10 protein-coding genes are annotated in these 14,258 nt (G+C 39.6%); 9 read left to right on the top strand and 1 reads right to left on the bottom strand.

Annotated features, from left to right (window positions below):
- Positions 1-8 precede the first annotated feature (8 nt).
- The 6 genes from ampE (at position 9) to H5118_RS04900 (ending at position 9,093) form a co-directional block, all read left to right on the top strand.
- The gene (gene ampE / locus H5118_RS04875) at positions 9-860 is read left to right on the top strand and encodes a beta-lactamase regulator AmpE (RefSeq protein WP_182671424.1); all 852 of its coding nucleotides are present in this window, start codon (positions 9-11) and stop codon (positions 858-860) included.
- 352 nt (positions 861-1,212) lie between these two features.
- Entirely contained in the window at positions 1,213-1,962 is a 750-nt protein-coding gene (pdhR, locus tag H5118_RS04880; protein ID WP_002957764.1) for a pyruvate dehydrogenase complex transcriptional repressor PdhR, read from the top strand.
- 90 nt (positions 1,963-2,052) lie between these two features.
- A complete protein-coding gene (gene aceE, locus H5118_RS04885; protein ID WP_002957763.1) occupies positions 2,053-4,719 on the top strand; it encodes a pyruvate dehydrogenase (acetyl-transferring), homodimeric type in 2,667 nt (888 codons plus the stop codon).
- Between the two features lie 10 nt (positions 4,720-4,729).
- The gene (gene aceF, locus H5118_RS04890; RefSeq protein ID WP_182747975.1) at positions 4,730-6,646 is read left to right on the top strand and encodes a pyruvate dehydrogenase complex dihydrolipoyllysine-residue acetyltransferase; all 1,917 of its coding nucleotides are present in this window, start codon (positions 4,730-4,732) and stop codon (positions 6,644-6,646) included.
- Between the two features lie 205 nt (positions 6,647-6,851).
- Positions 6,852-8,276 (top strand): dihydrolipoyl dehydrogenase, encoded by a 1,425-nt coding sequence (gene lpdA / locus H5118_RS04895; protein WP_002957761.1) that lies wholly within the window; start codon positions 6,852-6,854, stop codon positions 8,274-8,276.
- Between the two features lie 136 nt (positions 8,277-8,412).
- On the top strand, positions 8,413-9,093 hold the full coding sequence (locus tag H5118_RS04900) for a tRNA-uridine aminocarboxypropyltransferase (protein ID WP_182747977.1): 681 nt from the start codon (positions 8,413-8,415) through the stop codon (positions 9,091-9,093).
- Between the two features lie 10 nt (positions 9,094-9,103).
- On the opposite strand, the gene H5118_RS04905 is transcribed toward H5118_RS04900, so the two are convergent.
- On the bottom strand, positions 9,104-9,619 hold the full coding sequence (locus H5118_RS04905) for a hypothetical protein (protein ID WP_024604547.1): 516 nt from the start codon (positions 9,617-9,619) through the stop codon (positions 9,104-9,106).
- 936 nt (positions 9,620-10,555) lie between these two features.
- On the opposite strand from H5118_RS04905, the gene H5118_RS04910 reads away from it, so the two are divergent.
- Genes H5118_RS04910 through H5118_RS04920 form a run of 3 tightly spaced genes read left to right on the top strand, consistent with a single transcriptional unit; the run spans position 10,556 to position 14,241 of the window.
- Positions 10,556-11,560, top strand: coding sequence for a Fe(3+) ABC transporter substrate-binding protein (locus H5118_RS04910; RefSeq protein ID WP_182747979.1), 1,005 nt, complete (start codon positions 10,556-10,558; stop codon positions 11,558-11,560).
- A complete protein-coding gene (locus H5118_RS04915; RefSeq protein ID WP_182747981.1) occupies positions 11,560-13,191 on the top strand; it encodes an iron ABC transporter permease in 1,632 nt (543 codons plus the stop codon). Before H5118_RS04910 ends, H5118_RS04915 begins: the two co-directional genes overlap by 1 nt.
- Positions 13,192-14,241: an ABC transporter ATP-binding protein gene (locus H5118_RS04920; protein ID WP_182193971.1), complete on the top strand. Its 1,050-nt coding sequence runs from the start codon at positions 13,192-13,194 to the stop codon at positions 14,239-14,241. It abuts the gene before it with no gap.
- Positions 14,242-14,258: the final 17 nt, after the last annotated feature.

The following is a 14,258-nucleotide window of genomic DNA, read 5'->3' on the forward strand; positions in this document are numbered from 1 at the left end:
TTATTCCCATGATTTTAGTTTCTATAATAATTGCATTAATTCTGGAGCGTTTAGGGGCTCGGTCTAATTACTGGCAGATAAGCTATTACACAAATGGTTATTTAAATCGCTCTAATAAGCTACTAGGTGACAAAGGCTTATTCAGTTCTGCTCCGGGCTTTTTAATTTGGCTGTTACTTCCAGTAATAGCAATAGCGTTTATTTATTGTTTATCTGATTTTGTACTATGGCAGTTAGCTATTAATATTGCTGTGCTTTTGGTTTGCTTTGGTTGTGCCAAGCAGCGTGCTTTATATAAGTCTTACTTAAATGCCTTAACGCGAGATGATGGTACTGCTGCATCTTTATATGCGCTGCAAATAGGTCAAAAGCGTACTGATGATCAAGATGGTGGCGAAACCTTTGGGCAAACATTGGCATGGGTAAACTTTAGATTTTACTGTGCGGTGATTTTTTGGTTTGTTGTTTTAGGTGCGCCAGGCGCGGTTTTATATGCACTGGTACGTACTTTAGCTGATTTAGTACGAGAAGATCATAAAGTAATATTTGCTAAGCGTTTTAAACTTATACATAAACTACTGTTCTGGCTTGACTGGTTGCCTGCACGCATCACCAGCTTTGGCTATTTAGTAATAGGTAACTTTAATAAAGGCACAAGTTGTTGGCTACGTTACGTGCTTAACTTTAAGTCTCCAAATCGCGAAGTAGTAACATGTACTGCACTTGCTGCAGAGCAAGTTGAAAAGCGTTATTACGGCTGTACCTACGAAGCCACGTGTATGATTAAGCTTGTTAAGCGTAATGTATTATTTTACTTAGTACTTATAGCGTTGCTTACATTATTTGGTGGGCTGTCTTAAGTTAATACTTTTTTAATAAAGTACCTTATGCAATGTAAGGTGCTTTAATCTCTTCCTGCAGTTTTTAAGTACAATAAAATAGAGCTAATATTCTAATTCATTCTGGTCAGACCAATTGTTTTCATCCCAAATACGTTATAACAATTTTTGTAAATTGCGCATTGTTTGATCTTCGTTCAAAATGCGTTACGCTACTTTAATTGCTCAAACTACCTGTAAATTGACAGCTAATAGTGTTTTTGATACCGTATTGAAAATTTTTGGTATGACCAATTTACCTTTTGGGTAAATCATACTACTTAAAGCCCCGTTTTATGGGCTCTTGGTATTTATACAACGCGGACGTTGATTCATGTCTTTAAAGATTAAAGCGGCAAAATTATCTGATGTTATTTTACAGCAACTTGAGAATATGATTCTTGAAGGCTCGTTAGCACCAGGTGAAAAGTTGCCACCAGAGCGTGAACTAGCAAAGCAATTTGAAGTGTCTCGCCCGTCACTGCGTGAGGCAATTCAAAAATTAGAAGCTAAAGGTTTAGTTACGCGTCGCCAAGGTGGCGGCACGTTTGTAAAAAATCAGCTCGAAGAAGGGCTTACTGATCCACTTTTTGATTTGATTAGTAAACACCCTGAGTCGCAGTTTGATTTACTTGAATTTCGTCATGCATTAGAAGGGATTGCTGCTTACTACGCAGCACTGCGCGGGACCAGCAACGATTTTAGCAAAGTAAAACAAAGCTTTGATGAAATTGCCTTAGTTAATGATGATTTACAGCAAAAAGCAAAAGCAATTAATGCATTTCACTTTAGCGTGGCAGAAGCCTCGCACAACGTGGTGTTACTGCATTTAGTTAGAGGTATGAAAGCGCTGCTTGAGCAAAATGTATTGCAAAATTTAACTGTTCTATTAAAAAAGTCAGATATTAGCAGTCAGTTAGCCCAACACAGGCGTTTATTAATGGATGCCGTTATTGACGGTAATCCAGAACAAGCCCGTTTAGCAAGTAATGCGCACTTAGCATTTATCGAAGAAGCACTACTTGAAGCAGGCAAAGAACATTCGCGAATTGAACGTAGTTTAAGACGCACTAAACAAAATTAAGTTAGTACATAACTACTTTGAACACACAAATTAAGTAGCTGTGATATTAAATTAACAATATTCGTATTTTAAACATAAGGAAACCTCCATATGTCTGAAGTCAATAAAATTGACGTAGACGCGCTAGAAACACAAGAGTGGTTACAAGCTCTTGAATCAGTTGTGCGCGAAGAAGGTGTTGAACGAGCTCAGTTTTTACTTGAGCAAGTATTAGAGCAAGCCCGTTTAGACGGCGTTGATATGCCAACGGGTATTACCACGAACTACGTTAATACTATTCCTGTAGATCAAGAGCCTGCTTACCCAGGTGATGTAAATCTTGAACGTCGTATTCGTTCAATTATACGTTGGAACGCGATTATGATCGTTCTACGTGCATCTAAAAAAGATCTCGACTTAGGCGGCCATATGGCGTCTTACCAATCATCTGCTGCTTTTTATGAAGTGTGTTTTAACCACTTCTTTAAAGCACCAAATGATGTAGACGGTGGTGACTTAGTTTATTACCAAGGTCATATTTCTCCAGGTATTTATGCACGAGCATTTGTTGAAGGTCGTTTATCGGCTGCGCAACTAGATAACTTCCGCCAAGAAGTTGATGGCGAAGGCTTACCATCGTACCCACACCCTAAGTTAATGCCTGAGTTTTGGCAGTTCCCTACGGTATCAATGGGCTTAGGTCCTATTTCATCAATTTATCAAGCACGCTTCTTAAAATACTTAGATGGTCGTGGCTTAAAAGACACTAAAAACCAACGTGTATATGCGTTTTTAGGTGACGGTGAAATGGATGAGCCAGAATCACGTGGTGCTATTTCTTTTGCTGCACGTGAAAAACTAGATAACCTTTGTTATTTAATTAACTGTAACTTACAGCGTTTAGACGGCCCAGTTATGGGTAACGGTAAAATTATTCAAGAGCTAGAAGGCTTGTTTAAAGGCGCTGGCTGGAACGTAATTAAACTAGTGTGGGGCAGCGGTTGGGATATTCTGCTTGCTAAAGACACAACAGGTAAATTACTACAATTGATGAACGAAACAATTGATGGTGATTATCAAACATACAAAGCTAAAGATGGCGCATACGTGCGTGAGCATTTCTTTGGTCGCTACCCTGAAACAGCTGCCCTTGTTGCAGATATGACAGATGACGAAATTTTTGCGCTTAAGCGTGGTGGTCATGAGCCATCAAAACTATTTGCTGCATTTAAAAAAGCAGAAGAGACAAAAGGTCGTCCAACTGTAATTCTTGCTAAAACTGTAAAAGGTTACGGCATGGGTGAAGCAGCTGAAGGTAAAAACATTGCGCACCAAGTGAAAAAAATGGACATGTCGCATGTTGCACATTTACGTTCACGCCTTGGTCTTGATGACTTAGTATCTGAAGAGCAATTAAAAGAATTACCATACCTAGAGCTTGAAGAAGGTTCACCTGAGTACAAGTACCTACATGCGCGTCGTGATGAGCTTAAAGGCTACACACCTAAGCGTATTCCACGTTTTAGTGAAAAACTTACGTTGCCAGAAGTAGATGCATTTAAGCCACTGCTTGAAGAGCAAAAGCGTGATATTTCTACTACTATGGGCTTTGTTCGTGCACTTAATATCTTATTAAAAGATAAAGGCATTGGTAAAAATATCGTACCAATTATTGCAGATGAAGCGCGTACATTTGGTATGGAAGGTTTATTCCGTCAAATCGGTATTTATAACCCGCATGGCCAAAACTACACGCCACAGGATCGTGATATTGTTTCTTACTATAAAGAAGCAACTTCAGGTCAAGTATTGCAAGAAGGTATCAATGAGTTAGGTGCTATGTCGTCATGGGTTGCTGCTGCAACATCATACAGCACTAACGATTTACCAATGATCCCATTCTACATTTACTACTCTATGTTTGGTTTCCAACGTGTTGGCGACATGGCATGGATGGCGGGCGATCAACAAGCACGTGGTTTCTTATTAGGTGCTACAGCGGGTCGTACAACGCTAAATGGTGAAGGCTTACAACACGAAGATGGTCACAGCCACATTCTTGCAAACACGGTTCCTAACTGTGTTTCTTATGACCCAACTTACGCGTTTGAAGTTGCAGTTATTGTACAAGACGGTATTCGTCGTATGTACGGTGACGACCAAGAAAATATTTACTACTACCTAACGCTTATGAACGAAAACTACCATCAGCCAGCTATGCCAGAAGGCGCTGAAGAAGGTATTCGTAAAGGTATTTACAAGCTTGAAAGTTACGAAGGTAAAAAAGCCAACGTACAGCTATTAAGCTCAGGTACTATTATGACTGAAGTGCGCAAAGCTGCTTCAATCTTAAGCGAAGAATATGGTATTGCATCAGATGTTTACTCAGTAACATCTTTCAATGAGCTAACGCGTGATGGTCAAGATGTTGAGCGTTTCAACATGCTTAATCCTGAAAGCGAGCAAAAAACAGCATTTATCACAAGCGTATTAAACGACTCTGTGACTGTTGCAGCAACGGATTACATGAAAAACTACGCAGAACAAGCGCGTTCATTCATTCCAAGCAGCAACTACAAAGTGTTAGGTACAGATGGTTACGGTCGTTCTGATAGCCGTGAAAACCTACGTCGTCACTTTGAAGTTAACGCAAGCTACGTTGTTGTTGCTACGTTATCTGAACTTGCTAAACGCGGTGAAGTTGAGAAGTCAGTAGTTGTTGAAGCACTTAAAAAGTTCAACATCGACACTAACAAACTTAACCCACTGTACGCATAAGAGGTTTGCAATGAGTATTGAAATTAAAGTACCTGATATTGGTGACGACGAAGTAGAAGTAACCGAAATATTAGTAAGCGTTGGCGATAAAGTAGATGTTGACCAATCATTACTAAATGTTGAAGGCGACAAAGCATCAATGGAAATACCTGCTTCTCAAGCGGGGACTGTAAAAGAGATTAAAGTTAACGTTGGCGACACCGTTACAACAGGCTCTTTAGTATTTTTGTTTAAAGGCGAGAGTGAAAGCACTGGTGAAGAAAAAGCATCAGCCGCTGCTCCAGCTAAATCTGAAGAGGCAGCACCAGCTGCTTCTACAGGTTCTTCAATTAAAGAAGTAACTGTACCAGATATTGGCGATGATGAAGTTGAAGTAACTGAAATCATGGTTGCTGTTGGTGACACCGTTGAAGAAGAGCAATCTATCTTAAACGTGGAAGGCGATAAGGCAGCAATGGAAGTTCCAGCTCCATTTGCCGGTACAGTTAAAGAAATTAAAGTAGCCGCTGGCGACACAGTTAAAACTGGCTCGTTAGTGTTTGTTTTTGAAGTAGCAGGAAGTGAATCTGCAGCACCGGCTAAAGAGTCGGCTCCTGTAGAAGCGCCAGCTGAGAGTTCAACAGCAAGTTCAGCACCAAGCACTAAAGAAGTTAATGTGCCTGATATTGGTGGCGATGAAGTTGAAGTAACTGAAATTATGGTTGCCGTTGGCGACGAAGTTTCAGAAGATCAATCAATCTTAAACGTTGAAGGCGACAAAGCTGCAATGGAAGTACCAGCTCCATTTGCAGGTACAGTTAAAGAAATTAAAGTAGCCGCTGGCGATAAAGTATCGACTGGTTCATTAATTTTTGTATTTGAAGTTGCAGGCAGTGCGCCAGCAGCATCTGCACCAGCTGCAAAATCAGCACCTGCATCAGCGGCTAAAACTGAGTCAGCACTGGCTCAAGCAGCACCTGCAAAAGCAAGTAATGAAAGCTTCACAGAAAACAGCGCGTATGCTCATGCATCACCCGTTGTTCGCCGTTTAGCGCGTGAGTTTGGTATTAACCTAGCTAACGTTAAAGGCACTGGTCGCAAAGCCCGTATAGTTAAAGAAGACGTGCAAAACTACGTTAAAAACCTAGTTAAGCAAGTTGAATCTGGTCAATTATCTGCAGGCAGTAGCGCAGGTGGTAGTGAGCTTGGTCTTATTCCATGGCCTAAAGTAGATTTTGCTAAATTTGGTGAAATTGAAGAGAAAAAACTGTCTCGCATTCAAAAGCTATCAGGTAAAAACTTACACCGTAACTGGGTACAAATCCCACATGTTACACAGTTTGATGAAGCTGATATCACAAGTCTTGAAGTATTCCGTAAAGAGCAAAATGCACTTAGCGAGAAGAAAAAGCTTGGCGTTAAAATCACACCACTTGTGTTTGTGATGAAAGCAGCGGCTAAAGCACTTGCAGACTTCCCAACATTTAACTCTTCACTGTCTAGCGACGGCGAAAGTTTAATTCTTAAGAAGTACATTAACATCGGTGTTGCTGTTGATACGCCAAATGGTTTAGTAGTGCCAGTGTTTAAAGATGTTGATAAAAAAGGCATTATTGAATTATCACGTGAACTAATGGAAGTATCTGTTAAAGCACGTGACGGTAAGCTTACATCGTCTGATATGCAAGGTGGCTGTTTTACTATCTCTAGCCTTGGCGGTATCGGCGGTACGGCATTTACGCCGATTGTTAATGCGCCAGAAGTTGCTATTTTAGGTGTATCTAAATCTGAAATGAAACCTAAATGGAATGGCAAAGAGTTTGAACCTAAACTAATGGTTCCGCTGTCTATGTCATACGACCATAGGGTTATTGACGGAGCATTAGCTGCACGCTTTACTGTGACTCTTGCAAGTTACATGAGCGATATTCGCCAGTTGGTGATGTAACCAGTTTAGTAAAATTGGTATACGCAATAAAATAAATAGAATCAAATCCCAGCCAGTTGTTTTTAGCTGGGATTTTTACCATTTGCAATGATACAATCTTTGTACGAATTGCATCACTTTGTGCGCTGCTCACTCTTTCTGCCTTGCAGAAACATGGCAGTTAAATTTTAGGGCAGTGTCCCGTTCAAACAATTAAGGTAAAAGCATGAGCAACGAATTAAAAACTCAAGTTGTTGTACTAGGCGGTGGTCCTGGTGGTTATTCTGCGGCTTTCCGTGCTGCTGACTTGGGCTTAGAAGTTACATTAGTAGAATCTCGCGAAACATTAGGTGGCGTATGTCTTAATGTTGGTTGTATTCCTTCTAAAGCACTTTTACACGTAGCTAAAGTGATTGATGACGCAGCAGAAATGTCATCTCACGGTGTTACTTTTGGCGCACCAAAAATCGATCTTGACCAAGTTCGTACTTGGAAAGATTCTGTAGTTGGCCAGTTAACTGGTGGACTAGAAGGCATGGCCAAAATGCGTAAAGTGAAAGTTGTATCTGGATACGGCAAATTCACTGGCAGCAATACTTTAGTAGTTGAAGGCGCAGACGGCGCTACAACTATCACGTTTGATAACGCGATTATTGCAGCAGGTTCTAAACCAGTTAACTTACCTTTCATCCCAGAAGATGACCGTGTAATTGATTCAACTGGTGCATTAGAACTTAAAGACGTACCAGAAAAACTACTTGTACTTGGTGGTGGCATTATCGGTCTTGAAATGGGTACGGTTTACCGTGCGCTAGGTTCTGCAATTGATGTTGTAGAATTTGCTGATCAATTAGTACCAGCAGCTGATAAAGACATTATTAAAATTTACCAAAAATACGTAAGCAAAAAATTCAACGTAATGCTTTCAACTAAAGTTGTTGGTGTTGAAGCTAAAGAAGACGGCTTATACGTAACGTTTGAAGGTAAAAACGCACCAGCAGAACCAGTACGTTACGACAAAGTACTTGTTGCAGTTGGCCGTACTCCAAACGGTAACTTACTTGATGCTGAAAAAGCGGGCGTAAACGTTGATGAGCGTGGCTTTATTAATGTTGATAAGCAATTACGTACTAACGTAAGCCATATTTTTGCAATTGGTGACTTAGTTGGACAGCCTATGCTTGCGCATAAAGCGGTTCATGAAGGTCATGTTGCTGCAGAAGTTATTTCTGGTCAGAAGCATTTCTTCGACCCTAAATGTATTCCTTCAATAGCGTACACGGACCCAGAAATCGCTTGGGTAGGTGTTACTGAGAAAGAAGCAAAAGAGCAAGGCTTAAAAGTTGAAACTGCGGTATTCCCGTGGGCAGCATCTGGTCGTGCAATTGCATCTGCTCGTACTGAAGGTTCTACTAAACTTATCTTTGATAAAGAAAGTGGCCGTATAATCGGTGGTGCTATGATCGGTATTAACGCGGGCGAAATGCTTGGCGAAATCGGTTTAGGTATTGAAATGGGTGCTGATGGTGAAGACTTAGCGCTTACAATTCATGCTCACCCAACATTGAATGAATCAATCGGCCTTGCAGCTGAAATTTTTGAAGGTTCAATCACTGATTTACCAAACAAAAAAGCAGCTAAAAAGAAGTAATTTAACTTCTTAGTATTTGCTTAAAAAACCCAACTTCGGTTGGGTTTTTTTATGTCTATTTTTAACTTAGATAAATATAAGATTAAATAACAAGAAGTCGTTACAATGCGCGCTTAATTAATTGAAGGTAAATACAGTGAAAAACTCAGTTTTAGCATTACGCGCTCAACAAATAAGTGAATCTCGTCGAGAGTTTAATGCTCGAGGCGGTAAATTAGATCGCTGTGAACAATGCCTGATTGCTAAGCACTACTGTATTTGCAAAGGTGTTGAGCATGCAGATTGTAAGGCCGCTGTGTGCTTACTGATGTATCATAATGAAAGCTTTAAACCTTCTAATACAGGGCGTTTAATTGCTGAAATAGTGCCAGATAACCACGCATTTAGATGGGATAGAACAGATCCTAACCCCGCTCTTTTAGCTTTAATAAATGATTCGCAGTATCAGCCTATGGTCGTCTTTCCTGCTGAAGATGTAGAAGAGGGCAGAGCCATTACAGAAGTGAGTATTGAATCAGGTAAAAAGCCGCTATTTATATTCTTAGATGGTACGTGGCGCGAAGCTAAAAAAATGATTCGCAAAAGCCCTTATTTAGATAACTTGCCTGTACTTTCTGTTACTGCTGATAGACTATCTGATTACCGATTACGTGTAGCCCCTCATGCGCATCAACTAGGCACTGCTGAAGTGGCTATTATGGTATTAGCACTTGCGGGCGAAATGGATGCATCGACAAAATTAGAGCAGCATTTTATTAAGTTTCGTGATGCGTATTTATTGGGTAAGCGCAATAAAGGCCGACCGCTAGAAGGTTAATTTTACGAAGTTAAGCAAATGCTTGCTGATTTTTTAAGTGAGCAAGTGCTTTATTTTGAATTGCTCTGAAGCCTTCTTCAGATGTTAATTGTAAAACAGTATTATACAATTGACTTATACTATTATGCACTTGAATAAACGAGATACAGTCTTCACCAATCATTTCTTTTGCTTCTTCAACTCGTTTTAAAAAGTAGCAGTTAATGTCTATTTTGCCATTAAATTGAGTCGTTGCAATAGCGTCTGCTATTCTATTAAGTTGATAACTAAACTCATCAGGTCGAGCACCTTCACCCCACTTGCTAATACGAATGTCGCGTTCTAACTGAATAATTTCGTTAAGTATATTTTTAAACTCACTCATTGGCATATTTAAAAAGTTATAACCTTTGGGGTTAAATAAAGCTTTATAGGGATTTTCGCTGGGGGTTTGGGCACTAAATACACCAATTGGTTTTGCTGTACTTGCGTCTGATACTTTACATAAAAAGGTATTACTTTGAGATGTTTTAAAATTCATATCCATTGAGTATTTATGATCCTTGCGTTATTTAGTTATCGGCGCAATTAATAAAAAACTTAGCGAAATTTAAAATATTAATAAAGTATTTTAAGGTCTTAGCATTGATTTGCTGTGACGCGATATTACTCAGTAAAGATTAGTGATAGTTGCTCAGTGCTTTACTCACCCAAATTTTAGGCAAAGAAAAGCGCGCTCTATCTCTAGGCGCGCTTGCGGAATCTTCTAATTTTCTGCATCCTGCAATTGAACTTAATCAACTCCAATTTTCACTAATCCATGTTTATTACTATATTACTTTTTAGTTCTATGTAATGTAGACCGTCCGGGCCTGTATCCTTTAATTCCTAAACATCCTGTAGGGTAAATACTATTACCAAATCCTTAATTACACTTCCTAGCGTATCCTTGTTTTAACCAATCCCTTGTGTTGCCTTAAAGGCCTGTCCATTTATTCCTTCAACATCCTGTTGAACAACTTAGCCTTGTTGTTATCCTTTTCGCATCTTCTTGACGCTGTCCTTTTTACAACATTGCGTTGTGATACTCATCCTGAGCCTGTCCTAAAGTCCGTGTTGTCCTGATAACCTAATCATTGGTTGGTTGAGTAAGCAGTCCATTTCCTTTTACTCAATAAGCGTCATTGCTTGGTTGATGCGTAAATTATAGTGCAATAGAGCAACTAAAATAGAGATAAAACTACATTCAATTAGTGTTTTTGCAATAGCAATAAAAATAAATTTCATATAATTCATAGGTTTAATTGTTTTTGCGTTGTTTTTTATCTTGTTTTTTACTCATTAGCTGTCACATCCGTAAGACATCTCTTACACCGTATTTCCTTTTTGGGCGTTATTTACATATTTACATTTATTTAAAGTGTGCACTTTTAGAATGAGCACGGTAGAATTCGTTGATAATAACAGTTATTTAGGTGGAATAATGAAGAAAGTATTTGCACTTGTTTTAGGGGTAGTTGCATCGGCACCAGTCTTTGCAAACGATGTTGTTAACATCTACTCTTTTCGTCAACCGTTTTTAATTCAGCCAATTTTAGAAGACTTTACAAAGCAAACAGGCATAAAAACCAATGTTGTTTTTGCTAAAAAAGGGCTAATTGAGCGTGTTAAACGCGAAGGCAAGCACAGTAAAGCTGATTTAGTATTAACCTCTAACTTTAGCGCGCTTATTCAATTAGAAGATTTAAAATTAACACAAACTATAAAAAGTGACAGTGTAAATAATAATGTTCCAGCCGCCTTTCGTGACGGTGATGGCCAATGGGTTGCGCTTACTAAGCGAGTGCGTAATGTGTATTCATCAAAAGAGCGAGTTGGTGAGTTACCTAAGCTCACTTATGAAGATTTAGCAGACTCTAAATACAAAGGACAAATTTGTACGCGCTCAGGCAAACATCCATATAATTTAGGTTTAGTAGCTTCTATGATTGCACACCATGGTGAAGCGCAAACTAAAGAGTGGCTTGAAGGTGTGAAGGCTAATTTAGCGCGCAAGCCTCAAGGTAACGATCGTGCTCAAGTTAAAGCTGTTAAAGAAGGTTTATGTAACTTGGCATTAGGCAATAGTTACTATCTTGGCAAAATGCTAGAAGATAAAGAGCAAAAAGGTTGGGCTGAGGCCGTAAATATTAACTTTCCGAATCAAACTAATCGTGGCTCACACATAAATGTTTCGGGTGCGGTTATTACCAAATATGCTAAAAACCCTGAAAATGCATTAAAGCTCATCGAGTATATGACCGACAGCAAAGCACAAAACATGTATGCCTCATTAAATATGGAGTATCCAGTTAAGTCGGGTGTTGAATTATCAACTTTGGTTGCCTCTTGGGGTAGCTTTAAAGAAGACAGCTTGCCACTTGATGAGATTAGTAAATATCGTCCGTTAGCACTTAAGCTAATTGATGAGGTGAAGTTCGATCTTTAATGACTAATAAATTTAAGCTGTCTAAATGGCAGCTCTTTGCGTGGTCGACTGGCTTAATACTATCGGCCCCGTTGTTTTTTCTTCTTTTTGAATCTCTACAAGGTAGCTCTAAGGTGTTTTCTCACCTGTGGGATACCGTGCTTTGGGATTACATAACCAATACCGTATTGTTAGTTTTAGGTGTTTGCGTCCTTAGCTGCGCCATAGCTTTGCCGCTTGGGTGGCTGACGGCTTACTGTAGTTTCCCGGGTAAAAAACAGTTTGAATGGGCACTTATGCTGCCCCTTGCTATGCCTACCTATATTATTGCCTATGTATACACTGACTTATTAGATTATGCGGGTCCGGTGCAAATAGCACTGAGAGAATGGTTTGGCTGGCAATCTCCTAGCGACTATTGGTTTTTTGATATACGTACATTACCCGGCGCCATCGCTATGATTGCCTTGGTACTTTACCCGTATTTATTTTTAATTTTTAAAACGGCCCTTCGCGAGCAGTCATTCAAATTAGTGCAAGCTAGCCAGTTAATGGGGTTATCTCCTTGGCAAAGCTTTTTTAAAGTAAGTTTAGTGCTCTCTCGTGGGGCTATTGTGGCGGCTCTTGCGCTTATAAGTATGGAAACCATGGCTGACTTTGCAACAGTGAGTTATTTTGCCGTAAGTACATTAACAACCGCCGTATACGATACGTGGTTTGGTTATTACTCACTTACAGCGGCCGCTAAAATATCGGGTGTGATGTTATTACTGTTATTTTTAGCATTAATGGCAGAGCGCTTTAGTCGCCGAAACCAAGCGGTATTTGAGCGCCAATCAAGCGTAAATAGCGAATCGCTCTATGTATTAAAAGGAAAGTCTGCTTGGCTCGCAACGGCATTTTGTAGCTTTATTTTACTTATCGCTTTTGTAATTCCTATTGCAGTACTTATAAATTACGCCATTACCTACTTTGATAAAGCATGGGATGTAGAGTTTTTTAGTTACGCTTGGCAAAGTTTAAAAGTGGCAGGGGTTGTAAGTGTTATAACCATTACATTGAGTGTTTTTGTGGTTTTTTATCAGCGTGTGGCAAAGCAAACGTATCCGCTTGTTCCCGGGCGTTTAGCAAGCACAGGCTATGCGTTGCCAGGAACTGTACTCGCTATTGCGGTTTTGTTACCCCTTACATTATTAGAGAACACCATTAACACAGCGCTCGAGCCGTATAATTTAGATATTGGCTTACTGCTTACAGGTAGCATTCTTACTATTATTATTGCTTATATTGTTAGGTTTTACGCCATTGCACACGGAGCAATTGAGTCGAGTTTTTTACGTATTAGCCCATCACTTGATATGGCAAGCCAATCAATGGGTAAAAGCCAAGGGCAAACGCTGCGTTTAGTGCACTTACCTTTACTGCGAAGAGGATTGCTCACTGCTGCCTTATTGGTATTTATTGAGTGTATGAAAGAGTTGCCGGCTGCGCTATTGCTCAGACCGTTTAATTTTGAAAGCTTAGCTACTCATGTATTTCAGTATGTAAGTGACGAGCAATTAGAGCTTGCTTCAATATCGGCTTTATTTATTGTTATTGTTGGGTTTATTCCTTTGTATTTTATTAATCGTTCTATGGAGCAGCGTAGTTAAATGAGTAGTTTAATTTTACAAGGCGTGAGCTATCACTATAACGGCACAAAGGTTATTCACGATTTAGATTTAACGGTGGGTAAAGATGAAATTGTTTGTCTACTCGGGGCGAGTGGATGCGGCAAAACGACCACGTTAAAAGCGATTGCAGGTTTAATTGAAGCTAAGCAAGGGTCTATTTTTATAGACGGTAAATTAGTGAGTGATGAGCAATCTTTTGTCTCACCTGAGCACCGTAACATCGGCATGATGTTTCAAGATTATGCGCTGTTTCCGCATTTAACGGTGGCAAATAATATCGCATTTGGGCTTAGTAAAATGAGCAAAGCTCAAAAGCAGCAACGCGTTGATGAAATGCTTAAGCTTGTACATTTAATTGGCTGTGCTGACAGGTTTCCACACCAGTTATCGGGTGGCCAACAGCAACGCGTCGCTATCGCTCGTGCATTAGCTTATAAACCTAGTTTATTACTCCTTGATGAGCCTTTTTCAAACATCGACACACAAGTACGCTTTGAATTAATTGCCGATATACGTCGAATTATTAAGGCAACTCAAGTATCTGCTGTGTTTGTTACACACTCAAAAGAAGAGGCGTTTGCGTTTTCAGATACACTTGCCATTATGCATCGCGGTAAAATTGAGCAACAAGGCACGCCTGAGCAGCTTTTTGCAGCTCCATGTTCAAAGGAGGTTGCAGAGTTTCTGGGTCAGGGCATATACTTAAGCGCAGAAGTGTTAACCGCAACTGAATATAAAACACCATTTGGTTTAGTCGAATCTTATGTTGAGAGTAAGCATAATGTAAGTGCAGGGCTTATATATGTGCGCCCTCATCAAATAGAATTAGTGGCAGATAACCAAAGTGACAAATTCAGCAAGCGAGCTACAATCATAAGTCGTCGCTTTATTGGTTCGGCGTATGTTTATTCGCTTGTTATTGATGAACAAGAAATTGAAGTTGCTGCACAATATGGCCAGTCATTTGAAAATAATGATCAGGTTATAATAAAAATAAAACCTCACACGGTGAATTTTTTCGAATCGTAATTAATTTGTTATTCGCT

This window comes from Pseudoalteromonas sp. SR41-1, from assembly GCF_014164015.1.
GTDB lineage: Bacteria > Pseudomonadota > Gammaproteobacteria > Enterobacterales > Alteromonadaceae > Pseudoalteromonas > Pseudoalteromonas distincta.